The 24,911-nt window shown below is 31.7% G+C and carries 22 protein-coding genes and 1 pseudogene; 13 read left to right on the top strand and 10 right to left on the bottom strand.

What is annotated here, in order from left to right; genetic code table 11:
- From ACIQ66_RS08330 to ACIQ66_RS08320, 3 genes are all read right to left on the bottom strand, one after another.
- On the bottom strand, nucleotides 1-706 hold a 706-nt coding region (locus ACIQ66_RS08330), incomplete at its 3' end, for a choice-of-anchor J domain-containing protein (protein WP_396212344.1).
- A 125-nt stretch (nucleotides 707-831) separates the two neighbouring features.
- Entirely contained in the window at nucleotides 832-1,752 is a 921-nt protein-coding gene (locus ACIQ66_RS08325; RefSeq protein WP_396212343.1) for a T9SS type A sorting domain-containing protein, read from the bottom strand.
- Between the two features lie 152 nt (nucleotides 1,753-1,904).
- Nucleotides 1,905-2,828, bottom strand: coding sequence for a choice-of-anchor J domain-containing protein (locus tag ACIQ66_RS08320; protein ID WP_396212342.1), 924 nt, complete (start codon nucleotides 2,826-2,828; stop codon nucleotides 1,905-1,907).
- 389 nt (nucleotides 2,829-3,217) lie between these two features.
- Here ACIQ66_RS08320 and metK point away from each other — a divergent pair, with 389 nt between their 5' ends.
- Nucleotides 3,218-4,468, top strand: a complete 1,251-nt coding sequence (gene metK, locus ACIQ66_RS08315) for a methionine adenosyltransferase (RefSeq protein ID WP_396212341.1) — start codon at nucleotides 3,218-3,220, stop codon at nucleotides 4,466-4,468.
- 208 nt (nucleotides 4,469-4,676) lie between these two features.
- Here metK and ACIQ66_RS08310 read toward each other — a convergent pair.
- Nucleotides 4,677-4,980, bottom strand: a pseudogene (locus ACIQ66_RS08310) (IS982 family transposase); the annotation flags it as partial.
- Between the two features lie 202 nt (nucleotides 4,981-5,182).
- On the opposite strand from ACIQ66_RS08310, the gene ACIQ66_RS08305 reads away from it, so the two are divergent.
- Nucleotides 5,183-5,986, top strand: a complete 804-nt coding sequence (locus ACIQ66_RS08305; protein ID WP_396212340.1) for a hypothetical protein — start codon at nucleotides 5,183-5,185, stop codon at nucleotides 5,984-5,986.
- Complete coding sequence (locus ACIQ66_RS08300) at nucleotides 5,986-6,600, top strand: deoxynucleoside kinase (RefSeq protein ID WP_396212339.1); 615 nt, start codon at nucleotides 5,986-5,988, stop codon at nucleotides 6,598-6,600. The genes ACIQ66_RS08305 and ACIQ66_RS08300 overlap by 1 nt, the downstream gene beginning before the upstream one ends.
- Nucleotides 6,601-6,907: 307 nt before the next feature.
- On the opposite strand, the gene ACIQ66_RS08295 is transcribed toward ACIQ66_RS08300, so the two are convergent.
- The 5 genes from ACIQ66_RS08295 to ACIQ66_RS08275 all read right to left on the bottom strand — a co-directional run bounded on the left by ACIQ66_RS08295 (nucleotide 6,908) and on the right by ACIQ66_RS08275 (nucleotide 13,940).
- Nucleotides 6,908-9,445, bottom strand: coding sequence for a sodium-translocating pyrophosphatase (locus tag ACIQ66_RS08295; protein WP_396212338.1), 2,538 nt, complete (start codon nucleotides 9,443-9,445; stop codon nucleotides 6,908-6,910).
- A 213-nt stretch (nucleotides 9,446-9,658) separates the two neighbouring features.
- A complete protein-coding gene (locus ACIQ66_RS08290; RefSeq protein WP_396212337.1) occupies nucleotides 9,659-10,099 on the bottom strand; it encodes a DNA-3-methyladenine glycosylase family protein in 441 nt (146 codons plus the stop codon).
- On the bottom strand, nucleotides 10,062-10,253 hold the full coding sequence (locus tag ACIQ66_RS08285) for a hypothetical protein (RefSeq protein ID WP_396212336.1): 192 nt from the start codon (nucleotides 10,251-10,253) through the stop codon (nucleotides 10,062-10,064). The genes ACIQ66_RS08290 and ACIQ66_RS08285 overlap by 38 nt, the downstream gene beginning before the upstream one ends.
- Nucleotides 10,254-10,410: 157 nt before the next feature.
- On the bottom strand, nucleotides 10,411-12,897 hold the full coding sequence (locus ACIQ66_RS08280; RefSeq protein WP_396212335.1) for a DUF5686 family protein: 2,487 nt from the start codon (nucleotides 12,895-12,897) through the stop codon (nucleotides 10,411-10,413).
- Nucleotides 12,898-12,962: 65 nt separating this feature from the next.
- Entirely contained in the window at nucleotides 12,963-13,940 is a 978-nt protein-coding gene (locus tag ACIQ66_RS08275; protein WP_396212334.1) for a pyruvate dehydrogenase complex E1 component subunit beta, read from the bottom strand.
- A gap of 567 nt (nucleotides 13,941-14,507) precedes the next feature.
- On the opposite strand from ACIQ66_RS08275, the gene ACIQ66_RS08270 reads away from it, so the two are divergent.
- The 9 genes from ACIQ66_RS08270 to ACIQ66_RS08230 all read left to right on the top strand — a co-directional run bounded on the left by ACIQ66_RS08270 (nucleotide 14,508) and on the right by ACIQ66_RS08230 (nucleotide 21,569).
- Nucleotides 14,508-15,254: an electron transfer flavoprotein subunit beta/FixA family protein gene (locus ACIQ66_RS08270; RefSeq protein WP_396212333.1), complete on the top strand. Its 747-nt coding sequence runs from the start codon at nucleotides 14,508-14,510 to the stop codon at nucleotides 15,252-15,254.
- A 69-nt stretch (nucleotides 15,255-15,323) separates the two neighbouring features.
- Nucleotides 15,324-16,289 carry an electron transfer flavoprotein subunit alpha/FixB family protein gene (locus ACIQ66_RS08265; protein ID WP_396212332.1) on the top strand — a complete coding sequence of 322 codons (966 nt, stop codon included), beginning with the start codon at nucleotides 15,324-15,326 and terminating at the stop codon, nucleotides 16,287-16,289.
- A 313-nt stretch (nucleotides 16,290-16,602) separates the two neighbouring features.
- A complete protein-coding gene (locus ACIQ66_RS08260) occupies nucleotides 16,603-17,232 on the top strand; it encodes a bifunctional nuclease domain-containing protein (RefSeq protein ID WP_396212331.1) in 630 nt (209 codons plus the stop codon).
- A gap of 70 nt (nucleotides 17,233-17,302) precedes the next feature.
- Nucleotides 17,303-18,127 (top strand): thymidylate synthase, encoded by an 825-nt coding sequence (locus ACIQ66_RS08255; RefSeq protein ID WP_396212330.1) that lies wholly within the window; start codon nucleotides 17,303-17,305, stop codon nucleotides 18,125-18,127.
- A 51-nt stretch (nucleotides 18,128-18,178) separates the two neighbouring features.
- Nucleotides 18,179-18,655: a hypothetical protein gene (locus ACIQ66_RS08250; protein ID WP_396212329.1), complete on the top strand. Its 477-nt coding sequence runs from the start codon at nucleotides 18,179-18,181 to the stop codon at nucleotides 18,653-18,655.
- Nucleotides 18,656-19,222: 567 nt separating this feature from the next.
- Nucleotides 19,223-19,564 (top strand): 2TM domain-containing protein, encoded by a 342-nt coding sequence (locus ACIQ66_RS08245; protein WP_396212328.1) that lies wholly within the window; start codon nucleotides 19,223-19,225, stop codon nucleotides 19,562-19,564.
- Nucleotides 19,565-20,062: a dihydrofolate reductase gene (locus tag ACIQ66_RS08240; RefSeq protein WP_396212327.1), complete on the top strand. Its 498-nt coding sequence runs from the start codon at nucleotides 19,565-19,567 to the stop codon at nucleotides 20,060-20,062.
- 63 nt (nucleotides 20,063-20,125) lie between these two features.
- Nucleotides 20,126-20,857, top strand: a complete 732-nt coding sequence (ubiE, locus tag ACIQ66_RS08235) for a bifunctional demethylmenaquinone methyltransferase/2-methoxy-6-polyprenyl-1,4-benzoquinol methylase UbiE (RefSeq protein WP_396212326.1) — start codon at nucleotides 20,126-20,128, stop codon at nucleotides 20,855-20,857.
- Between the two features lies 1 nt (nucleotide 20,858).
- Nucleotides 20,859-21,569, top strand: a complete 711-nt coding sequence (locus ACIQ66_RS08230) for a porin family protein (protein WP_396212325.1) — start codon at nucleotides 20,859-20,861, stop codon at nucleotides 21,567-21,569.
- On the opposite strand, the gene ACIQ66_RS08225 is transcribed toward ACIQ66_RS08230, so the two are convergent.
- On the bottom strand, nucleotides 21,570-22,292 hold the full coding sequence (locus tag ACIQ66_RS08225; RefSeq protein ID WP_396212324.1) for an RNA methyltransferase: 723 nt from the start codon (nucleotides 22,290-22,292) through the stop codon (nucleotides 21,570-21,572). It lies immediately after the preceding gene.
- A 38-nt stretch (nucleotides 22,293-22,330) separates the two neighbouring features.
- Here ACIQ66_RS08225 and ACIQ66_RS08220 point away from each other — a divergent pair, with 38 nt between their 5' ends.
- Nucleotides 22,331-24,886, top strand: a complete 2,556-nt coding sequence (locus tag ACIQ66_RS08220) for a BamA/TamA family outer membrane protein (protein ID WP_396212323.1) — start codon at nucleotides 22,331-22,333, stop codon at nucleotides 24,884-24,886.
- The last annotated feature ends 25 nt before the right edge of the window (nucleotides 24,887-24,911 follow it).

Genomic DNA, 24,911 nt, shown 5'->3' with positions numbered 1-24,911 from the left:
TAATGTCAGTAATTTCAACTGTGTTAATTGTGTTGTTGTTTTTTGCACTAATATTTACAACATCTGAAGCTGGGTTTGGTCCAACTGCATAATTAGAAGCGAAAAATGAATCGGTACCAAGAGCTGTTTGTTCAATTTTAAGATCGTCAAAGAACATTAATTCTTGATCCGTACAATTATGGTGTCTCATTACTATTCTAACATTTTGACCATTGTATGAAGATATATCAACAGTTTCTTGAACTGCTATACGACGATAATCTTCGTTTAATGTTAAATTAAAAACTGGAGTTAATGCTGAAATTGCAGCTGCAGTTGTTGCGCTTGCTGGAGCAAGGTAAATTGAAATTTGTTCAGCATAGTAAGTTGCAGTTGCTGGACATGAAGACCCTACTTTAAACGAAAGCGATAAAGTATCAAATGTTAGTGGAAGCTGTATTTGAGGAGTTTGCAAGAAATTATTTGGCGTTAAAGCACCTGCAGGCGTAGCTGTTGCTGGATTCCAAGAGCGAGAACCTGCAAAATTACCTGTCAAACCCCATGAAGCGGTTGTAACGTCTCCTGTAAACAAACCCCAGTTGCTAGTATCCCCGTCTGCATCAATAATTGTTAGTCCGGTTCCAACGGTAAAATCATTAGAATAAATAACTTGTGCATTAGATGTAAAACCTAAAGCAACCATAGAAAGAAGTAATAGTTTTTTCATATTTTTTTTTTAAAATTTATAAATAATGTCAAAAATACTACTATTTTTTAAAGTATAGCTTTTTTTTACAAAAAAAACCTGTTTACAAAAGCAAACAGGTTTAACTATATTAAAAAATAAATAGTTTATTTTTTTACAATTTTAGAAGTTCCAACTCCATTTTCAGAAGAAGCTTTCAAGAAATAAACTCCTGAATTTAAGTCAGCTACATTGATTTGAGAAGTTGCAGCATTTACTGTTACATTTTTAACAACTCTACCGTTAATGTCAGTAATTTCAACTGTGTTAATTGTGTTGTTGTTTTTTGCACTAATATTTACAACATCTGAAGCTGGGTTTGGTCCAACTGCATAATTAGAAGCGAAAAATGAATCGGTACCAAGAACAGTTCCAGTTACAGAAAAATCATCAACAGCAAATCCAAATTGGTCTGCGGATTGACATCTAATTGCAATATAAACTGGTAAATTATTGTACGTAGCTGCTAAATTATAGGTACGCTCAACCCAGTTTATACTTGTGGTTGTTGTAAAAGCTCCCGGAGATATTTTAGTAAAACTTGCAATATTAGTATCAGTTGTAGATATCCAAACACTAAATCTTTCAGCCATGTATGTTGTATTACATGCTTTTGCCCAAAATTTCAAAACATTTGAAGTTCCTAGAGTAATTTGAGGCGAAATCATCCAATCGTTGTTCAATGGTGGAGCAGGTACGTCTGGCGCTACACTCGCAAAAGTATAAAAGGCTACCATATGTTTTTCTCCAGTTCTCGCTGTCCAATCTTGTGAAGTATTTACAGTTGTAATTGGTGGCGCAGTAGTAGTAGCATTAAAAACCATAAAAGATCTTTTCTCAGTGCTGTTAGCAAAAACAGTATTAGCAACACTACCAGTATTTTGTTGGTCAACGTCTGTCATTGTCCAATCGCCTATATCTGTTATTGCAAAATCATCATAAAACTCGAAAGAGTCTTCAAATAAAATAGTTTGAGCACTTGCACTAATTCCTGCAAATGCGATAATTGAAAGTAATAGTTTTTTCATAATTTTTTTTTTATAGTTTCTAAATACAAATGTAGAATTTTTTTTAAAACAAATTATATTTTAACAATTAAAAATTTAATCATTATTATGGCATAAAAAAAACCTGCTTACTATTGTAAACAGGATTAAAATATTTTAATAGATTATGTAATTTATTTTTTTACCATTTTTGTAGTTCCTACTCCATTTTCAGAAGAAGCTTTCAAGAAATAAACACCTGAATTTAAATCTGCTACATTAATTTGAGAAGTTGTTGCATTTACAGTTTCATTTTTAACAATTCTACCGTTAATATCAGTAATTTCTACTGTGTTAATAGTATTACTATTTTTAGCGCTAATATTTACAACATCTGTAGCTGGGTTTGGTCCAACTATAAAATTAGATTGAAAAAAATCATCAACCGACAAAACAGTATCTACTGAGAAAGTATCAATACCAATTTGATCAGAATTTGCCCCACTTGGACCACCACTAGTTACAAAATATCTAAAAGCAAATTTACATTCAGTAATTCCACTCAAACCTGTTATTGTATAACTGTATTTTGTCCATACGCTAGGATAACCAACAACAGATTGATCTGGATTAACGTCTATTAACAAATCAATATAATCACCAACATCATTTGCTCCTAGACTTGGGTCAGTGCTAAAATCTCCGTTTGTACTCATTCTTAATTGTAATCTATCTGCTTTAATTGGTGCAGTTCTTCCTGTTATAGTGTAAAAAGAAACAACATTACCATTTTGAACATTAACTGAAGGCGAGATTAACCAATTACTAATAGTTCCTGATCCGGCTGATGAAGATGTTCCTGTACTTTGAAAATTTACAGTAGCAAAAGAAAATGTTCCTCCAGCCTGTCCACCATCACTAAAATAATTTACTGGCACACTTGTTGGAATATTCCATTTGTTGGCAGTTGCGTAAGTTGGAGCGCTTTGATTTATAACAGTCCATCCAGCACCCATCATAGTTGATGTGGTTCCATCAAAACCATAGTTGTAAATATTTTGCGCATTTAAATTACTTATAAGCATTAGTAACATCAAAGATGGTAATAGTTTTTTCATAAACGAATATTTTATATTTTTAGTTTTCAAACTTACAAAAAAACTGTGAACCAAAATTAATTTTGGTTCACAGTTTAATTTTATTGTGTTTTTTTTAATTTTTTACGAACCTTTGTGTTTCAATTTCTCCATTTAAAAATTCAATAGAAACGATAAAAATCCCTTTTGACAAATCTTGAATATTTATTTCAGTTTTCTAAATGCAACAAAAAAACAAAAAAAAATTATTTTTTTTAAATTAAAACTGATTTCATACATTTGCACCTGAAAAAAGAGGAAAAATTTGAACTGATTGCAACCTCGTAAAAAAATGCTAAAGCAGAAACTCTCCTTTAGTATTTTTCTTGCGATTTTTTTCTCCTAAAAATTAATTTTAATAAAATTATATTATGGCTTATTTATTTACGTCGGAGTCAGTAAGTGAAGGACATCCAGACAAAGTAGCTGATCAAATTAGTGATGCATTAATTGATAATTTTTTGGCTTTTGATGCCGATTCAAAAGTAGCTTGTGAAACATTGGTTACTACAGGTCAAGTAATTTTGGCTGGAGAAGTTAAATCTAACACGTATCTTGATGTTCAACAAATTGCAAGAGATGTTATCAGAAAAATTGGTTATACTAAAAGCGAATACATGTTTGAAGCGAACTCATGTGGTGTTCTTTCTGCCATTCACGAACAATCTGCCGACATCAATCAAGGTGTTGATAGAGCAAGTAAAGAAGAGCAAGGTGCTGGAGACCAAGGAATGATGTTTGGCTATGCAACAAACGAAACTGATAACTACATGCCATTAGCATTGGATTTATCGCACGCTTTGTTAATTGAATTAGCCAATTTAAGAAGAGAAAATAACGAAATAAAATACCTTCGTCCAGATGCTAAATCGCAAGTAACTTTAGAATATTCTGACGATAACAAACCTGTTAGAATTGATGCTATTGTAATTTCAACTCAACATGATGATTTTGCTGCAGAAGCTGAAATGTTGGCTAAAATTAAAAGTGATTTAATTACAATTTTGATTCCAAGAATCAAAGCTAAATATCCTCAATATGCTCACTTTTTTAACGACCAAATCACGTATCATATTAACCCAACTGGGAAATTTGTAATTGGTGGACCTCACGGAGATACTGGATTAACTGGAAGAAAAATTATTGTTGACACTTACGGCGGAAAAGGAGCTCACGGTGGTGGCGCATTTTCTGGAAAAGACCCAAGTAAAGTTGACAGAAGTGCTGCTTATGCGACACGTCATATTGCTAAAAACTTGGTTGCTGCTGGATTATGTGATGAAGTTTTAGTTCAGGTTTCTTATGCGATTGGTGTTGCTAAACCAACTTCTATTAATGTTAACACTTACGGAACTTCAAAAGTGAGTATGACTGACGGAGAAATTAGTAAAGTTGTCGAGTCAATTTTTGATATGAGGCCTTACTTTATTGAGCAACGTTTAAAATTGAGAAACCCAATTTATAGTGAAACAGCTGCATACGGACACATGGGAAGAACTCCAGAAACCGTTACCAAAACTTTTTCTGCTCCAGGCGGAAATGAAAAAACAGTTACGGTTGAACTATTTACATGGGAAAAATTAGATTTTGTAGATAAAGTTAAAGCTGCTTTTAGTTTGTAACAAAACTTTATAATAAATGAATAGCCTGTTAATCTATAAATTAATAGGCTATTTTTTTATCTAAACTCCAACCAAACATCAACTCCCATTTCATTTTATAAAGAGTAATTTTATATTCTTCACCGTATTCTGAATTTTTATTTAACTCTAATACTTTTTCTCTATTTTTATAATAAAGCTGTATGGTAATGTAACCCACTGGTTATTATTAAATTAATTGGTTTTTAACAGTATTTATCGATCTATTACAGGTAAATTTATTACTATATTGAACCATAGTTAATGCTATGATTTTTGCTACTATTCTTGCATTAAAGTTTTAGCATAGTTGTAAAAATAATATTTCAATTCTTTTTCTTGATTTTCAAAAGATAGTAAGATTTTGGCCAATAATCTTTTTGATTAGCTCTTTTTGGAGATTCCAATTTGATATTTACCGTTTGAAATAAATCCAACTGAATTAATTCAGCTAAACAACCCCTATCTCCTTCAAGCACAAAATCCTTTAGACGTAGCAGTTTCGAACTCTTCATAGCAAATTTGAACGCCTCTTATGGCATACTATCTAATCTGTTTATTTTGCTTTAAATAATTATAACCAACGGGTTAAAAATAGTATTGTTTATCAAATATAACTTGATTGTAAAAAACACTAAACGTTATCTTAAAATTAACCAACGTTTTTTTTAACAAATTTTTTGTACATTAGCTCTCATGAAAAACTTATTTTTCTTATTGATATTGTGTTGGAACACACTTTTTTTTGGACAAAATCAAAAAATAATTGCCACTAAAATTAATTCAATAGAATTTGTAACTCAAAATTTTATTGGTACTGATAGCTATGGTAATTATTTTTATGAAAATGAAAATGTACTTTATAAGAAAACGCCAACTTTGACTATACAATATCAAAATATTTCGTTAGGAAAAATTAAAAAAGTAGATATTATAAATTCGTTGAAGGTTGTTGTTTTTTATGAAAATTTCAACACAATCGTACTTCTTGACAACCAACTAAATGAAATTCAAAAAGTTGATTTTTCAAATACAGCAATTGCCGATGGAAAATCAGTTTTAGCGAAAGCCATCGGACTTTCTGGGCAAAATAAAATTTGGGTTTATAATGCCAATGACCAACAGATTTGTTTGTATGATTTTAGAATTCAAAAATTAAAAAATATTGGGATTCCAGTAAGTCAAAACTTTACTTATTACCATACCGATTTTAACTCATTTCAATGGATTGACAGTCAAAACAACTGGTATTCATGCAACATTTTTGGAGAAATTTCATTCAAAGAAAAAATAGATTCATTTGATGAAATTCAAATTTTAGACAGTTCTAACTTACTTTACTCTAAAGAAAATTCAATTTTTTTTAAAAACAAAAAGACCAATCAACTTTATAAAATAGAAATTGTTGAGAAATCATTTAAAAAGTTTTATTACAACGAACAAATTTTAACTATTTTTACCAACAAAGGAATTACCAATTATAAAATTACATTACCATAATGCATATAGCTGTAGCAGGAAACATTGGCGCTGGAAAAACAACCTTAACTCGATTTTTAGCAAAACATTTCAAATGGGAGCCCCATTTTGAAGACGTAGTTGACAACCCATATCTTGACGATTTTTACCATCAAATGGAACGTTGGAGTTTTAATCTTCAGATTTATTTCTTAAACAGTCGTTTTCGTCAGGTGTTGCAAATTCGTGAAAGCGGAAAAAAAATCATTCAAGACAGAACGATTTATGAAGATGCCCACATTTTTGCACCCAACTTGCACGCAATGGGATTAATGACCAATCGTGATTTTGAAAACTACAAATCACTTTTTGAGTTGATGGAAAGTTTGGTAGAAGCTCCCGATTTGCTGATTTATCTTCGCAGTTCCATACCTAACTTGGTAAAACAAATACACAATCGTGGTCGTGAGTATGAAAATTCGATTTCTATAGATTATTTAAGCAGATTAAATGAACGTTACGAAGCTTGGATTCAAACATACGACAAAGGAAAATTGTTGATTATTGATGTAGATAATATTGATTTTGTAAATAATCCTGAACATTTAGGAAACATTATTAATAGAATAGATGCCGAATTAAACGGGTTGTTTTAGAAATTAGTAGCGAAAGGCTCGGGCTTTTTCAGTGATGGTAATTGCTGCTGCCTTTCCAAAGCTAGTCTCGTTTTTAAGAACGAGACGAGGTTTTTCCCTTGCATCAGGGCTAGTTAGGTTATCATTTTTGTGAAAATAATGATTCATAACAAATCAATTTAATTTTTATACTTCAGAGCTAATCCATTCGTTTTGTAAAAAAATACTTTTATCGTAACAAATAGTAAGCTTGATTTACTATATAAAAATAAAAAAAGGATGTTTGAAAAATCAAACATCCTTTTTTACTATTAAGTAGTAACTGCTATTATTTCAAAGCATCAACTTTAGCTTTTACTTCAGCTTCTGTACCTTCAATAACTTCAGAAGTTGAAACGCCATTTACTGATTTAGTAACGGTAGCTTTAACTTTCCCGTCATTATTTTCCATCACTACTTTTGTAGAAACTTCTTGTTTAACTTCTTCTTTGAATTTTCCGTTTTCATCGTACAAAGCCATACATTTTTCTTTTTGCTCTGGTGAACAACCATTTTTGTCGCACATTGCTGCACATTCATCTTTGGTCATTGTAGCACATTTGCTCATATCGCATTTGCCCATTTCAGAATCACAAGTCATTTCAGTTTTTTCACCTTCACAACAAGAAGCTTTTGCATCATCTGAATGTCCACTTCCTAAAATTGGAGCGATTACCAAACCAATTAAACAAGTTAATTTAATTAAAATATTCATAGATGGACCAGAAGTATCTTTGAATGGATCTCCAACAGTATCACCAGTTACAGCAGCTTTGTGAGCATCAGAACCTTTAAAAGTCATTTCTCCGTTGATTTCAACACCAGCTTCGAATGATTTTTTAGCATTATCCCAAGCACCACCAGCATTGTTTTGGAATACAGCCCAAAGCACACCTGAAACAGTAACTCCAGCCATATATCCACCTAACATTTCAGCGATTAATTGGTTGTTATCTCCGTAAACTAATTTACCTAATAACACAATTGCAATTGGGAAACCAATAGTCATAACTCCTGGCAACATCATTTCACGTAAAGCAGCTTTTGTAGAAATTTCAACACATTTACCATATTCTGGTTTACCAGTTCCTTCCATAATTCCTGGAATTTCTTTGAACTGACGACGCACTTCATACACCATATCCATTGCAGCTTTTCCAACAGAATTCATTGCCAAAGCAGAGAAAACTACAGGAATCATACCTCCAACAAATAACATTGCTAATACCGGAGCTTTGAAGATATTGATACCATCAATTCCTGTAAAAGTTACATAAGCAGCAAATAAAGCTAACGATGTTAAAGCAGCAGAAGCGATTGCGAAACCTTTTCCAGTTGCAGCAGTTGTGTTACCAACTGAATCTAAAATATCTGTTCTTGTACGAACTTCTTTTGGTAATTCGCTCATTTCAGCGATACCACCAGCGTTATCAGAAATTGGCCCGAAAGCATCGATTGCTAATTGCATTGCAGTTGTAGCCATCATTGCAGAAGCAGCAAGAGCCACACCGTAGAAACCAGCTAAAGCATAAGTTGACCAGATTGCTCCAGCAAACAATAATACTGTTGGGAAAGTAGAAATCATACCAGTAGCTAAACCAGCGATTACGTTAGTTCCAGCACCAGTTGAAGATTTTTGTACAATTGCCAAAACTGGTTTTGTACCTAAACCTGTATAATATTCTGTTACTGATGAAATAGCACCACCAACAAATAATCCGATTAATGAAGCATAGAAAACTCTCATTGAAGAAATATCTTGTAATCCTTCACCAAAGAATGTCATTTTCATAGTATCTGGCAACATCATGTCAATTAAAAAATAACAAGCTACAGCTGTTAATGCAATAGAAACCCAGTTTCCGATGTTTAATGCTTTTTGAACTTGAGCTTCTTTAGCGTCATCGCTAGAGATTTTTACTAACATTGTACCGATGATTGAGAATAAAATTCCGAAACCAGCGATTGCCATTGGTAATAAAATTGGACCGATTCCACCAAAAGCGTCTTCAATTTTACCACCCATATCTTTAATTACATAGTTACCTAAAACCATTGCAGCAAGAACTGTAGCTACATAAGAACCAAATAAATCGGCACCCATACCAGCAACGTCACCAACGTTATCTCCAACGTTATCTGCAATTGTAGCAGGGTTTCTTGGATCATCTTCTGGAATACCCGCTTCAACTTTACCTACTAAGTCAGCACCAACGTCAGCAGCTTTAGTATAAATACCACCACCAACACGAGCAAACAATGCGATAGATTCAGCTCCAAGAGAGAAACCAGCAAGCGTTTCAAGAACTACTGTCATGTCTTCGGTATTTGTCCAAACACCACCAGGCATGAAATATCTAAACAATATAATAAAGAATCCTGTTAAACCTAAAACTGCTAAACCGGCAACTCCAAGTCCCATTACAGTACCACCACCAAAAGAAACTTTTAATGCTTGTGGCAAACTAGTACGAGCAGCTTGCGTTGTTCTTACGTTAGTTTTAGTTGCTATTTTCATACCCATGTTTCCAGCTAAAGCCGAAAAGAAAGCTCCGAAAATAAACGCGATAACAATTAATAAGTGCGTTTTAACTCCAGGCAAGAAAGTAATACCTGCTAAAACCACACTCGCAATAAGAACGAATACAGCTAATAAACGGTATTCTGCTTTAAGGAAAGCTAATGCACCTTCGTAGATGTAATCTGAAATTTCTTTCATCTTTCCATCACCAGCATCTTGTTTTAATACCCAAGATCTTTTGATTGCCATAAAAGCTAATCCTATTAATGCCATTACTATTGGCACATAAATCATCATTGATTCCATAAATATAATTTTTGTTATAAATTTTATCGGGTGCAAAAATAACAAAATTTTAAGAACTATTGCAACTTACCCGATTTAATAAAAAACAATTGTGCTAAATTTATATAGTTTACTTAAAGCTAGAAGTTGGAAGTTAGAAGTTGGAAGTTAGAAAACGCTCTTATCTACTTGCTTTTTTTAACTTTCTTCACTATGTTTTCCAAATTTTAATTTTTAAATTTTATTCCTTTTTTTGAGATAATAATGCCAAATAGTAAATGAAGCAAATCTTCTATATGGTTTCCAATTGTTTGAAAGTTTTTCCATTTCTTCTTGGGTTTGGCAGTTGTATAATTCTTTTAAGGTGTTTTTGATGGCAATATCGCCAAGTGGAACAATATCTGGTGATTGCAAACAAAACATTAGGTAAACTTCTATTGACCAATTGCCTAATCCTTTTATAGTAATTAGCTCAGAGCGGATTTGTTGTTCGGATTTGGATGAAAAAGTTTCAAATTGAATTTCTTTAGCTATTACTTTGGTCGCTAAATCTTTTAGGTAAACAGTTTTTTGACGTGAAACGCCGCAATTTCTTAATTCTTCGTCTTTGCAATTGTAAAGTATTGTTGGCGTGATTTCACCAAAATAATCTTTTATTTTTTTTGTAACAGGCAAAAGCTGATGCAATAGAAACTTGTTGTTCTAAAATAATATGACACATGGAAGCGAATCCTTCTTCGCGTTTTTGGATGATTGAATGTCCAAAATTATCGAAGACAAACTGAATAGTCGCATCTTTTTGTGATAGAAAATCGATTGCTTGTTGCATAGCAAAGTCGTGTTATAGCCCTGATGGCAATGAAAAGCCCGGAGCTAGAAAAAGTAGTTTTTCTTGGCTTAAAAAAGCGACCAACGGAAGCTCTTTTTAAGGTTTAGAAAAACACTTTTTGTAGTGAGGACTTGTAATGTACAGCAGGAAACAGCTTCTAGAAATAAAACCCGAAAGAACCTTTTACTGTGAAATTATTAGCTTCGGGAACGTCTTTGTAATTGCCTCGCCATGAACAATCGATTCGGAAAACTTTGAAAATATTTCCTATTCCAGCGCTGTATTCCCAGTAGGGTGTTGTTGGTGCTAGGTAAACTTGCCCCGTAGCATTGATATCTCTATTTGCTTGTGATATGTTTCCGTATGCGCCTCGAACGCCAACAATTTCTCTCCAATTAAGTTTTTTCATAAATGGAATTCTAGAAAATAATCTTCCTTGAAAATTGTGTTCCCATTGTAAGGTCGTGTATTCGTCGGAAATGAACTCGTAAAAATTTAGATTGGCAAAGGTGTTTTCGATTTGAAAATACGATTGGTTACCTGGAATAATACTCATTAATCCGAGTGGAATTGTACCAAATGTTTTTCCTGCTTCTAGCGTAATATTTGTTCTTCCCAATGGTCCAATAATTATTGGTTGCTTTAAAAATAATTGCACTTTAGTATAATCGAAATCGCTATTGAATACCCCTTTTACTCCTTGGCTAAAATTAAGAAAAAGTTGACTATACGGACTGTCAACAGCGAGCCTTTCGACTCCGTATCCTACATTTTTTTTCTTAGGTGTATATTCTACTTGCAGGTTAACTTCTGATTGTTTCACTTGTGATTTTGTTGCCGTTTTGGCGGCATCGGTAAAGTAATTTAGACTAAAAACATTAGAGGCAGACTCGAGCGTTCTGTATGAGAAACCTGTCCCAATAACAAAGTTTTTAGAGGGTTCCATTTCGATAGCTATATTGGTCAAATTGATGTTGGTAAGTTTGCCGTTATTTCCGGATGCAAAAAGACTTGACGAAGCAAAACTTCTTCCTAAAACATCATTTGTAGTAGTTAAACTTGCTCCTATTTGCTCTACATCTCTACGGTTTCCTCCAGAAATAATGACACGTTTTTTCTTGTCTATCATCCATTTACCCGACATTCCGTATTTGACCTTGTTATCGCCAAAACCATAGGCGGTGTAACCTTGCAAACGCCATTTATCATTAGGTCCAAAATAAGTCCTTCCGCCAACTCTTAGTCGAATTTGCTCTACATCGTTGTATCCAAATATTGAAAAAATAGGGCCAAAATCAAAATTTCCTTTCTGAATATAACCACTTCCTAAAATAGAAACTAGATTATACATCTGCTTAAACTTTTTGACGGTTTTGAGCGTGTCAAGCATTTTGTATATACCAATTTCATCTTTGTTTAATTTTTCAAAACGATTTTCTTCCCAAAATTCATCAGATTTAGTAAATACTTCATTGTCTATAAAATTGACTTCTTCTTTATAGAACTTTTCAGGTTTTTCGATATTGAATTTGTGATTATCAAATAAGGTTGTGCGTTTACCATAAATACCTTTTGACTTTTCTTTTTTATTCAAAGCAAAATCAGACATCATATAATCACGTTTAAGCAAGAAAACAGAATCGTTTAGAACATCAAATTCTTGCTCAATATAAATTTCTTTAACCCAGTTAATGTTGGCGCTTTTAGAAACTTCCATATTGATAGTCTTGATAGCAAAAGTGGTGTCATTTACCCAGAAATCTCCTTTAAAAGTCAACTCATTTTTTCTTCTTGGATAAAAAACAATGTTATAACACCACTTTTTATCTATAAACGCACTGTCTCTTAAAATATAATTATAAACATCAATTCCTGTTTTAGATAATGGACTTGTAAAACTTTTATCGAAAAAATTTAGGTGATTATTATAAATATCATATTGAGAATATAAATCACTTATAAATGTGTTCACTCCATCGCCATTGCTCAATCCAGAGTTTTTATTTGCTTTTATGATTTCTTTGGTTTTACCTAATAAATTATCACCATTTACTTCGTATAAAGATTCATTTATGAAAATCGGTAAATACGTTTTACCAGTAACTCTAGAGGTATCAACTTTATTAAAAATAAATTCAACACCTTTAAAAAGTTTATTTTTCATAAAAGCACTATCGATTCTGTTCATGTCAAATTCAATTTTTTCGTATTTATCATACTGATATTGATTGAACATTCTGAGTCCGTTTTTTCTTTTTCGCTCCCAAATTTTGCGCAAAATATCTAAAGCAGGATTGTTCTTTTTAGAAGTTTTTCCAGCAAAAATAACCACTTCTTTTAAGGCCTCACCATCACTTAAAGTCACTTTAAAATTATAATTTACCGCCTTAGGCAATGGTACTTCTTTGTTTTGGTAACCTATAAAGGAAACAATAATTGCAGTAAACGTTTGGTCAGATTCTATATAAAATTTTCCGTTTTCATCTGTAACTACTCCAATTTTAGAATTTTTAAAAATAACATTCGCATACGGAACAGGTTGGTTTGTATTATCTATAACATAACCACTAACTTTGGTTTGAGCAAAAGCAACATTTAAAAATAAACTTAATAATACAAGGCTAAGAAGTATTTTTTTTGTCATAATTATTTATAAAAAAAGGCTTCATCAAATTTTCTCTGATGAAGCCTCAAATATACTAGTTTATATTATTTGTACATTACTTTTTTTACAGCTTTAACAACATCAGTAGCATTTGGCAACCATTCTTTCAATAAAGTTGGTGAATAAGGTGCTGGTGTGTCGGCTGTTGTAATTCTTTGAACAGGAGCATCAAGAAAATCAAATGCTTTATCTTGAACCATATAAGTAATTTCAGAAGCTACACTTGCAAAAGGCCAAGCTTCTTCAAGAACCACCAAACGATTTGTTTTCTTTACAGAATTGATAATCGCATCATAATCTAATGGGCGAACGGTTCTTAAATCTATAATTTCGCAAGAAATACCGTCTTTAGCTAATTCATCAGCAGCTATAAAAGCCTCTTTAATTATTTTTCCAAAAGAAACAATTGTTACATCTGTACCTTCTCTTTTTATATCGGCAACGCCTAATGGGATTATGTATTCTCCATCTGGCACTTCGCCTTTATCACCATACATTTGTTCTGATTCCATGAAAATAACTGGATCATTATCTCGAATTGCTGCTTTTAACAAACCTTTAGCATCATAAACGGTTGACGGAACTACTACTTTTAATCCTGGTGTATTAGCAAACCAGTTTTCGAATGCTTGCGAGTGTGTTGCTCCTAATTGCCCAGCTGAAGCTGTTGGTCCACGAAAAACCATTGGCATTGGAAATTGTCCAGCAGACATTTGACGCATTTTGGCAGCGTTATTAATAATTTGGTCAATTCCAACTAAAGAAAAGTTAAATGTCATATATTCTACAATAGGACGGCAACCATTCATAGCTGAACCAACTGCTATTCCTGCAAAACCTAATTCAGCAATAGGGGTATCAATAACTCTTTTTGGCCCGAACTCATCTAACATTCCTTTTGATGCTTTGTAAGCGCCGTTGTACTCGGCTACTTCTTCACCCATTAAATATACCGATTCGTCGCGACGCATTTCTTCACTCATTGCTTCGGCAATCGCTTCTCTAAATTGTATAGTTCTCATATATAAATTACTTTGTATCTATTTTGGAGAGCAAAAGTAAAAATTAAAAATGATAAATGTATTTTATTCCTCAGATTTTATGTTTTGTTTTTAACGAAAACGTTGTAACCTTTATCAGTTTACCTATTTTATCAATAGTTATTTATAAAGTATTCAAAACCTTCTGAATAAACAAAATCAAATATTTGTCCATTTGAAAGTTGAATATTATAATGCAAAGTATTATTAGGTTATAAGCCTGATGAAGCAAATAGTGCGCAACAAAGCCTGAATGTGAGAATCAGAATACCTACTATTATTTGGATCTATTGACATTTTAAATTGGTTAAAGAACTGATTATTTTGCGGTTTATTATCATCAAAGAAAAAACAAATAAATAATTTAGTGAACTCATATTTTTTTGTTAAAGTGTAAACATAAATACTTTTTAGCAAAAGAGATTAATCATGTATAATCAAAATTAGTTCGAAATCGATATATTAGCAAAATAAATATTATGCGCGCATACAAATAATAGAAATATATTTTATACTTTTACACTCAGAAAAATTAAATTATAAAATATAATGAAAATATTAGTTTGCATCAGTCATGTACCTGATACTACTTCAAAAATTAACTTCATTAATGGCGATTCTGAATTCGATACTAATGGAGTTCAGTATGTTATCAATCCAAATGATGAATTTGGATTAACGAGAGCCATTTGGTTTCAAGAACAACAAGCCGCTAATGTAACTGTTGTTAATGTTGGTGGACCAGATACAGAACCAACTTTAAGAAAAGCATTAGCTATTGGCGCGAACGAAGCCATTCGTGTAAACGCAACTCCAACCGATGGATTCTTCGTTGCAAAACAATTAGCAGAAGTTGTAAAATCTGGCGGTTATGATTTAGTAATCTGCGGAAAAGAATCATTAGATTATAATGGCGGAATGGTTCCAGGTATGTTGGCAGGTTTATTGGGGTATAACTTTGTAAATTCAGCTGTTGAAATGACTGTTGATGGAAGTTCTGCTAAAGTAGGAAGAGAAATTGATGGTGGAAAAGAAATTGTTTTGGCATCGTTACCATTAATTGTAGGTGGACAAAAAGGATTGGTTGAAGAAAAAGACCTACGTATTCCAAATATGAGAGGAATTATGACAGCAAGAACTAAAGTTTTAACTGTACTTGAACCAGTTACCGCAAACACCAACACTAAAGCTGTGAAATTTGAAAAACCCGCTCCAAAATCGGCAGTAAAATTATTTGCATCAGATGATTTAGACGGATTAGTTAGCGCATTACATAACGAAGCAAAAGTAATTTAGTGTTCAGTTTACAGTGTTCATTATCAGAACTAAACTTTTAAACTTTTTTAAACTCTTAAACTAAAAAAAATGTCAATATTACTATATGCAGAATCACAAGATGGTAAATTCAAAAAGGTTGCTTTTGAATTAGCGTCTTATGCAAAAAAAGTTGCCGAATCTCTTGGCACAACTGTAACAGCAGTAACTATAAATGCAGGAAATGTTTCCGAATTATCTAAATATGGTGTAGATAAAGTTTTAAAAGTTTCTAACGACAAGTTAGGTAACTTTAATGCAAAAACTTATGCCGACGCTGTAAAACAAGCTGCGCAAAAAGAAGGCGCAAAAGTAATAGTACTTTCATCAACAACAGATAGTCTATACCTTGCTCCTCTTCTATCTGTTGGATTAGAAGCAGGTTTTGCATCAAATGTTGTTGGATTACCAATATCAACTTCACCATTTCAAGTAAAAAGAACTGCTTTTTCTAACAAAGCATTCAACGTTACAGAAATTTCAACAGATGTAAAAGTGTTATCTATCAGCAAAAACTCTTTTGGTTTAGTTGAAACATCTTCATCATTGTCTGAAGAAGATTTTGCTCCTACATTAAACGATGCCGATTTTTCTATAAAAGTAGAATCGGTAGAAAAAACAACTGGAAAAGTAACCATCGCCGATGCTGATATTGTAGTATCTGGCGGACGTGGATTGAAAGGTCCTGAAAACTGGGGAATGCTAGAAGAATTAGCATCCGTTCTTGGTGCTGCGACTGCTTGTTCTAAACCAGTTTCTGATATTGGATGGCGTCCTCACAGTGAACACGTTGGTCAAACAGGAAAACCAGTGGCAAGTAATTTATACATTGCTGTTGGAATTTCGGGTGCCATTCAACACATTGCTGGAATCAACTCTTCTAAAGTAAAAGTGGTTATCAATACAGATGCTGAAGCGCCATTTTTCAAAGTAGCTGACTACGGAATTGTTGGTGATGCTCTGGAAATTTTACCAAGATTGACAGCAAAACTTAAAGAATTTAAAGCAAACAACTAGAAAGTAAAGTTCTAAAAAAAGTAATTTACAAAATTGGAATAAAAATAAAACGAAACAAAATTCCCATAAGCTATCCGAATTAATTTTTGGGTAGCTTACTTTTTTTATTTTAAGAAGCGAAAGTTTTTTGTTACTTTGCAATCCTTATTCCTGCTATTCGTTGCAATCTTTCTTTTTTAAATAAAAAAAGAAAGGATTTCCTCTACTATCAGGGCTAAACGACAAACTGCATTGAATAGAAATCAGTTTTCAAAAGAAAATATATCAACAAAAACTTTGCGACTTTGCGTCTTTGCGAGAAACAAAATTAATTATGAGTTTAGTAAAACTAACAATAAAAGGAATTTCTTATAGTCAAACACAAAATGGTGCTTATGCCTTAATTTTGAACGAAGTTGACGGCGAACGAAAACTACCAATAGTAATTGGCGCTTTCGAGGCTCAATCTATCGCAATAGCATTAGAAAAAGAAATCAAACCACCACGTCCGCTAACACATGATTTGTTCAAAAGCTTTGCAGACCGTTTTGATATTATGGTAAAACAAGTTATCATTCACAAACTAGTTGACGGCGTTTTCTACTCAAGTATTATTTGCGAAAGAGATAAAATTGAAGAAATTATTGACGCTAGAACATCCGATGCCATTGCATTAGCATTACGTTTCTCTGCACCAATTTTTACCTATAAAAACATTTTAGATAAAGCAGGAATTTATTTAAATGCCAATCCTTCAGAGTTAGAAGGACAAAATATAGAAACTGAAGGTGTTTTATCAACACCAGAAACGTTTGGACTAGATACCGATGAAGGCAAAACGAATGCTGGATATTTAAAATTTAGCCTAACAGAATTACACGATTTATTAGAAGGCGCAGTTCAGGATGAAGATTATGAAAAAGCAGCCAAAATAAGAGACGAGATTTCCAAAAGAGAATCTTAGTTAAATTTATAGTATCCAGTTACTCCTAACCTTTAAACTCTTAAACATTTAAACTCTTAAATCTTTTTCAATGAAACAATACCACGATTTAGTAAAGCACGTTTTAGAAAATGGAACTCAAAAAGGTGATCGCACAGGAACAGGAACCAAAAGTGTTTTTGGCTACCAAATGCGTTTTGACTTAGCTGAAGGCTTTCCAATGGTTACTACTAAGAAACTACATCTAAAATCAATAATTTACGAATTGCTTTGGTTCTTAAAAGGTGATAGTAATATTGGTTATCTAAAAGAAAATGGCGTTAATATTTGGAACGAATGGGCTGATGAAAAAGGCGACTTAGGACCCGTTTACGGTCACCAATGGCGTAATTGGAACAGTGAAGAAATTGATCAAATAACTGAATTAATCGATACTCTAAAAACCAATCCAAACAGCAGAAGAATGTTGGTTTCTGCCTGGAATCCTTCTGTTTTACCAGATACTTCTATATCATTTTCAGAAAATGTTGCCAACGGAAAAGCTGCTTTGCCACCGTGTCATGCCTTCTTCCAATTTTATGTAGCCGACGGAAAATTGTCTTGTCAATTGTATCAAAGAAGTGCCGATATATTTTTGGGAGTTCCTTTCAACATTGCTTCGTATGCTCTATTTACTATGATGATTGCTCAAGTTTGTGGTTTGCAAGCAGGCGAATTCATTCATACTTTTGGCGATGCTCACATATATAATAATCATTTTGAACAACTAGAGTTACAGCTATCGCGCGATCTGAAGCCACTTCCAAAAATGACATTGAATCCAAACGTAAAAAATATTTTTGATTTTACATTTGAAGATTTTACCCTAGAAGGCTATGAACCTCATCCACATATAAAAGGAATAGTTGCAGTTTAGAAAAAATGCTTATATTTGATAAAAATTGTTTTGAATCTATTTCCCAAATTAATGAAAAAACTATTACTACTATTATTATTTTCTAGTAACTATATACATAGTCAAGTACTTACTTTTGAAACATTAGAGAAAGTTTCTGGTAAATATTATACTGATATTCAAGCCTCTTTGCTCATTAACCAATTTGAGTTGCTTTCTATTGATAATGCATCTAAAAAATTGACTTATCAATATATACCTAAAGATAATTCTGACATAGGAAACAAGTTTTGTTATATTTGGAGAAATGACGATGATAAAGCAGAAACTATAACTTATTTCACCACTAACCTAAAAGAATTCATAAATTGGAAAAAAGCATTACTTATCAAAAACTACAAATCTAAACCTTTAGTTAAAGAAGGTAGTGATACCAAAGAATGGTTTTACACCAAAAATATTTTAGTGAAAATTTTGCACAAACAGCTTCCTGCAACAAATGGAAATACAATTGACGCTTATTTAATAACTTTTATCAAAAAAAAATAATTTACTTTTAATAAAATGATTATTTTTTTTACAAAATTAAAACAGAATTTTCTTACTTTAAAAAATCATACCATCTATATTAATCACCTTTTAGGTCGTTTGCAAAATTCCTATCAACTAAGTCATATAATTTCATAAGAAGTATCTTTTGTTAATTCAAAAACACCTTTAAAAGTTCCATTTTTTAGTTGTCAAAACTCGCCTTCTTTTGGATTCCAATTATTAAAATCTCCTACTACTGATGTCACTTTTGCTTCTTACCTACAACAGGAAAAGTTACTTTACAAACTGGTTTTATTTTTTCTTATTAATTGCTTTTTAATTTGCATAACTGTTTCATTTTAAAAATTATACGAAAAAATAAACAAATAGCAACACACAAAAAAATCGCAAGTACGAACTAGAAGAACTACAAAAAATTGCTTTATTGATTTTTAAATAATTGGTGTTAAAAGAGAAAATTGAGCATTCAAAATTCGTAAAAACGTTTAATTACTTTAAAAAACCAAAATATGAATTATGAAAATATTAAAATAAATCATATCTTTATGGTCAAATAAACAGCTAATGGAAACTTCGCAACATGAACAATATGAATATGCAAGAAGAAGAATACGTCAAAAAAAGAGATTGTATTTTCACTTTGTGCTTCTCAGTTTAGGTAGTCTTTTACTATTTATTTTTAATAAACTTTTGCATTTTGGCGAACCTAAGGAATGGTATCTTTGGGTTATAACATTATGGGTTTTCTTTTTTGTACTTCATTTTATAAAAGTATTTATAACCGATAGTTTTATGAATAAAAATTGGGAACGAACACAAATTGACAAACTAATTGAACAACAAAAAAGAAGAATAGAGCAACTTCATAAAAATATTGACTCTGATCTTGACCATAAAAAATCCTAAATGATACTATTAATAGCTGCTGTGGGCAAAAATGATGAACTTGGCAAAGAGAATCGGTTGATATGGCATTTACCAGATGATTTCAAAAGATTCAAACAACTTACGACTGGACATCATATTATTTTGGGCAGAAAAACATTTGAAAGTTTTCCAAAACCGTTACTCAACAGAACGCATGTCATTATAACGCGTCAAAAAGATTATTTAAAAAATAGTCCGTATGACAATTGTATTGTTGTAAATTCAATTCTGGATGCTTTAAAAATTGTACCAAAAGACGAAGCTACTTATATTATTGGCGGCGCCGAAATTTACAAACAATCAATCGAATTAGCCGATGTTATTGAACTTACTCGTGTTCACAACTCTTTTGAAGCTGATACTTTTTTTCCTGAAATCGATTTGAATAAATGGGAATTGAATTTTGAAGAATTTCATGCAAAAGATGAAAAACATTTATATGATTTTACTTTTCAAACTTTTGTTAGAAAAAGCTAAAAACTGTAGTCAAAAATCGATTTATCAAAAAATCTAAATTACATTTGCATAAATTTTTTTGAAATGTCACAAACGGTAAAGCCTTATAAAAATTCTGAACTTGGAAAAAAAGAACAAGTTACTCAAATGTTTGACACCATTTCTGGAAATTATGACGGACTGAACCGTATAATTTCTTTTGGAATAGATATTAAATGGAGAAAAAAGGTTTTAAAATTAGTTACTGCAAAAAACCCAAAAACTATTCTTGATATTGCCACTGGAACGGGCGATTTAGCCATTTTGATGTCGGAAACCAATGCCGAAAAAATTGTTGGCTTAGACTTATCTGTTGGAATGTTAGAAGTTGGAAAAACGAAAATAGCGGCAAAAAAATTATCTAACAAAATAGAAATGGTTGTTGGAGATTCTGAAAATCTTCCTTTTAATGACAATTCTTTTGATGCTATTACGGTTGCTTTTGGCATTAGAAACTTTGAAACACTTGATAAAGGTTTGGCAGAAATCTACCGTGTTTTAAAACCAAATGGCATTTTTGTGATTCTGGAAACTTCAAATCCAACCAAAACACCTTATAAACAAGGTTATACCTTTTATACCAAAAATATTTTACCTATTATTGGCAAACTTTTCTCGAAAGACAATGTTGCTTATGGTTATTTATCAGAATCGGCGTCTGTTTTTCCTTTTGGAGAAGCTTTAAACAATATTTTGAAAAAAATTGGGTTTATAGATGTAGTAGCAATACCACAAACATTTGGTGTTGCCACTATTTATTCAGCTACAAAAAAATAAAATGAAAAATATTTTTGCACTTATATTACTAACTTCTGTATTGCATATTCAGGCACAATTCAAAAACAGAATGTTTGCTAAAGACCCAATTATCAATCTAGAGAATTGGGATAAATCGCGTTTAACTTGGGGTTATTTCCTTGGTTTTAATTCGTATGATTTTAAGTTTGATTACAAAGAAGATACGCCAGATATTTTGGTTGATAAAACTACTGGTTTTAATGTTGGGCTAGTTGGTGATCTTCGTCTTCATGAACATTTCAATTTGCGTTTTGAACCCGGTTTGTATTATACACAACGCCTTTTGAATTATGCCAATCCTGAATTAACAAAACCGCTTGACAAAAGAAGAGAAGTAAATTCAACATATATCCATCTTCCATTGTTGCTGAAAATTTCATCCAAACGAACAGGAAATATAAAACCCTATTTAGTAGGTGGCGTTTCAACCGATTTGAATCTTGCGAGTAATTCACAATCAAAAGATGACAATGAAGAGAAACGTTTTAGAATGTTAAAATGGACCAACAATTATGAATTGGGATTTGGTATAGATTTTTACACCCCTTACTTTAAATTTTCTCCATCAATAAGAGGTGTTTTTGGACTTAAAGACGAATTAATTAGAGATAATAATCCCGAAAGTCCGTGGACAGGAAATGTTGAAGCAATGAGATCAAGAGCTGTTTTTATCAACTTTACTTTTCAATAATCAACGCTTAAATTCGCTTAGTATTATTGCGGTTGCAGTTGCAACATTTAGACTTTCAGTTTGTTGCAAATCTCCAAATCTTGGTATTGCAAGTCTGTTTTTGATACTGTTTTCTATATCTTTTGAAATACCATTGGCCTCATTTCCCATCACAATAATTCCTTCTTTTGGAAGTTGCTCTTTGTAAATATTTTTACCATCCATAAAAGTTCCAAAAACCGGTAATTTTGTGTTTTTAATTAATTCATTCAAATCTAAATAAGTCACATCAACTCTTGCTATTGAACCCATCGTTGCCATAACAACTTTAGGATTATACAAGTCAACTGTTTCTTTAGAGCAAACTAATTGTTCAATACCAAACCAATCACATAATCTCAAAATTGTCCCTAAATTTCCCGGATCTCTAATATCATCAAGAGCTAGCAGCAATCCTTTTTCTTGCACTTTTTTGGTTTCAGGAATTTTAAAAAGTGCTAAACAAGTATTGGGCGTACTCAAGGCACTAATTTTTTTCAATTCAATATCTGTAATTAAAGTTTGTTTTGAAGAAGGGATTTCAGCAAAAATAATTTCTGTAGTAAATAAATGTTCTAATTCAAAATTGGAAAATAGGAGTTCTTGAACTACTTTTATACCTTCAGCAAAAAACAATTTGTGAACTTGTCGTTGTTTTTTTTGCTGTAAACTCGATATTAACTTTATTTGGTTTTTACTAACCATAGAAATAATGTACTTTTGAATTAAATTAAAGAATACCCTTGAAAAATCATTTTACAAAAATATCATTATTTATTCTAATTGTAGTAGTATTTGTCGCTTGTAATTCGACTAGGAAAGTTCCTGTTGGTAAAAGGTTCCTTGCTAAAAACGAAATTTTAATAAACGGGAAGAAAGAAAGCAGTGAAGAATTGACAAATTTATTGGTTCAAAAACCTAATACATCTATTCTTGGTTATCGTCTTCGATTAAATTTATACAACCTTGCCAACATTCATCACGATTCAACATTTAGAACAAAACATATAGATAATCCAGATAAATACAGAAGATTATCAAAGTGGTTATCTGAAAAACAAGTTCACAGATTAGGTAAATCTTTTTGGTATGCAGGCATTCATGAGTTTCTTAAAAAAACAGGTGAACCACCAGTTATTATTGACAGTTTGAGTGCAAGCAAATCAACCAAAAGATTAAATGCATATTATTACAACAAAGGTTTTTTTAATACTAAAACAATTTTTTCTATTGATAGTATTCGTTTAAAAAAAGGGAAAATAAATTATACTATTACAACTGGTCAGGCTTTCATGGTTGATAGTATTAAAACTACAATAAAATCACCGGTTTTAGATTCATTGTATCAAGTCACTAAAAACCAGTCCAACTTAAAAACCAATAAACAATATCTTACCGAAGATTTTGAAAATGAAAGAGGAAGATTGACCACTTATTATAGAAATAATGGCGCTTATCTTTTTCAACAAAACTATATAAATTTTGATATAGACACATTGGTTTCAAGCAAGAAAGCAAATGTGGAAATGAAAATTGGCGATTATTCTTATAGAGTAAATGACTCAACCAAAACCGAACCTTTCAAAATATACAAAATTAGTGATGTAAACATTGTAACCGATTATTCTTCAGCTAATAAAAACTCAAAATTTACAGATAGTATAACTTATAAAAAATTCAATTTATATAGTTTCAAAAAATTAAGATACCGCCCAAAAGCTATAACAGACGCCATTTTCATAAACAAAGAAGGTTATTTTTCTGATACTCGAACTAACTTAACTTCTCGCTATCTGAATAATCTTAAAATATTTAATTATCCAACAATAAACTATCAAATTGACCCAAGAGATTCTTTAGGCAGGTCGCTAATTGCTACTATTTATTTAACCCCAAAAAAGAAATATAATTTTGCAACCAATCTAGATGCATCTGTTTCAAATATTCAAAGACCAGGTATTACTTTTTCACCATCATTATTGATTAGAAATGTCTTTAATGGTGCCGAAACATTTGAAGCTTCTTTACGCTATAACATTGGTTCTTCAAAAGAATCTGCCAATCCAAATAATGTTTTTTTCAATGTTTTGGAATATGGACTTGATACCAAATTACATTTTCCAAGAATTCTAATGTTTTTCAATACTGAGAAAATTATTCCTAAACGAATGATTCCATCCACAACTTTTTCGGTTGGTTTATCAAAACAGGAAAACATTGGTCTAGATAAAGAAAGTTTTTCTTCGACATTTGCTTTCAATTGGACTCCAAGAGCAAATACAACAGCCCAATTTGAACTATTTAACATTCAGTTTGTTAATAATTTGAATGTTGAAAATTATTTTAATATATATCAATCATCCTATAACACACTTAATAACTTAGCCACAAAATACCAAGCAAATACTAGTTATTTTAACCCAAATGGACAATTAATTATTGAAGATGGAATTACAGGATTTTTAAATGATGTAAAAACCAATAACCTCCCATCTCAAATAACTTCTGAAGATTTTAAATCTGTTGTAAGTGTTTTAGAAAGAGCAAATAGACTTACTGAAAACAATTTGATTTTTGCTACTAGCTATCAATTTTCGCAAACCACAAAAAAAGATTTAAAAGATGAAACCTTTCATGTCTTTAAAACCAAATTTGAATCAGCAGGAAATTTTTTATCCCTACTTGCAAATGCATCCAAAAAATTAGAAAGTCAAGATGGAAGTAACACGTTTTTAGACGTTGAATATTCGCAATATTTCAAAACAGAATTGGAATATATTAAACATTGGGATTTAAGTTTAAAAAAGGTATTTGCATTTAGGAGTTTTATTGGAATTGCCGTCCCTTATGGAAATTCAAATAGTGTTCCTTTTTCTCGAAGTTATTTTGCTGGTGGCGCCAATGATATTAGAGCTTGGCAACCCTATAGTCTTGGACCTGGAAAAAGTGGTGGTTTTTTTGATTTTAACGAAGCTAATTTAAAAATGACATTTAGTGCAGAATTTCGTTTTAACATTTTTAGTCAACTGAATGCTGCTTTATTTGCCGATGCAGGAAATATTTGGAATGTGTTTGATAATGTAAAAGATGAAATTTATACTTTTAATGGGATAAAATCGATGCAAGATTTTGCATTAGGAACCGGCTTGGGGCTTAGATATGATTTCAATTATTTTGTTTTCAGGGTAGATTTAGGGTTTAAAACTTATAATCCGGCAAAACTGGAAAGTGAAAAATGGTTTAGAGAATTGAATTTTTCAAAATCAGTATTAAATATTGGAATAAATTACCCATTCTAATTTTAGAAATTATTATTTTTGTGGG

This window comes from Flavobacterium sp. (assembly GCF_044377315.1).
Taxonomy (GTDB): Bacteria; Bacteroidota; Bacteroidia; order Flavobacteriales; family Flavobacteriaceae; genus Flavobacterium.
Note: the sequence above shows the minus strand (reverse complement) of the source record. Positions and strands in the feature narration are given on the sequence as shown.

What these genes read in the sequence shown, in the direction of transcription:
- ACIQ66_RS08325 (WP_396212343.1), bottom strand. Translation starts at nt 1,752, where the DNA reads ATGAAAAAACTATTACTTTCAATTATCGCATTTGCAGGAATTAGTGCA.
- ACIQ66_RS08320 (WP_396212342.1), bottom strand. Translation starts at nt 2,828, where the DNA reads ATGAAAAAACTATTACCATCTTTGATGTTACTAATGCTTATAAGTAAT.
- metK (WP_396212341.1), top strand. Translation starts at nt 3,218, where the DNA reads ATGGCTTATTTATTTACGTCGGAGTCAGTAAGTGAAGGACATCCAGAC.
- ACIQ66_RS08305 (WP_396212340.1), top strand. Translation starts at nt 5,183, where the DNA reads ATGAAAAACTTATTTTTCTTATTGATATTGTGTTGGAACACACTTTTT.
- ACIQ66_RS08300 (WP_396212339.1), top strand. Translation starts at nt 5,986, where the DNA reads ATGCATATAGCTGTAGCAGGAAACATTGGCGCTGGAAAAACAACCTTA.
- ACIQ66_RS08295 (WP_396212338.1), bottom strand. Translation starts at nt 9,445, where the DNA reads ATGGAATCAATGATGATTTATGTGCCAATAGTAATGGCATTAATAGGA.
- ACIQ66_RS08285 (WP_396212336.1), bottom strand. Translation starts at nt 10,253, where the DNA reads ATGCAACAAGCAATCGATTTTCTATCACAAAAAGATGCGACTATTCAG.
- ACIQ66_RS08280 (WP_396212335.1), bottom strand. Translation starts at nt 12,897, where the DNA reads ATGACAAAAAAAATACTTCTTAGCCTTGTATTATTAAGTTTATTTTTA.
- ACIQ66_RS08275 (WP_396212334.1), bottom strand. Translation starts at nt 13,940, where the DNA reads ATGAGAACTATACAATTTAGAGAAGCGATTGCCGAAGCAATGAGTGAA.
- ACIQ66_RS08270 (WP_396212333.1), top strand. Translation starts at nt 14,508, where the DNA reads ATGAAAATATTAGTTTGCATCAGTCATGTACCTGATACTACTTCAAAA.
- ACIQ66_RS08265 (WP_396212332.1), top strand. Translation starts at nt 15,324, where the DNA reads ATGTCAATATTACTATATGCAGAATCACAAGATGGTAAATTCAAAAAG.
- ACIQ66_RS08260 (WP_396212331.1), top strand. Translation starts at nt 16,603, where the DNA reads ATGAGTTTAGTAAAACTAACAATAAAAGGAATTTCTTATAGTCAAACA.
- ACIQ66_RS08255 (WP_396212330.1), top strand. Translation starts at nt 17,303, where the DNA reads ATGAAACAATACCACGATTTAGTAAAGCACGTTTTAGAAAATGGAACT.
- ACIQ66_RS08250 (WP_396212329.1), top strand. Translation starts at nt 18,179, where the DNA reads ATGAAAAAACTATTACTACTATTATTATTTTCTAGTAACTATATACAT.
- ACIQ66_RS08245 (WP_396212328.1), top strand. Translation starts at nt 19,223, where the DNA reads ATGGAAACTTCGCAACATGAACAATATGAATATGCAAGAAGAAGAATA.
- ACIQ66_RS08240 (WP_396212327.1), top strand. Translation starts at nt 19,565, where the DNA reads ATGATACTATTAATAGCTGCTGTGGGCAAAAATGATGAACTTGGCAAA.
- ubiE (WP_396212326.1), top strand. Translation starts at nt 20,126, where the DNA reads ATGTCACAAACGGTAAAGCCTTATAAAAATTCTGAACTTGGAAAAAAA.
- ACIQ66_RS08230 (WP_396212325.1), top strand. Translation starts at nt 20,859, where the DNA reads ATGAAAAATATTTTTGCACTTATATTACTAACTTCTGTATTGCATATT.
- ACIQ66_RS08225 (WP_396212324.1), bottom strand. Translation starts at nt 22,292, where the DNA reads ATGGTTAGTAAAAACCAAATAAAGTTAATATCGAGTTTACAGCAAAAA.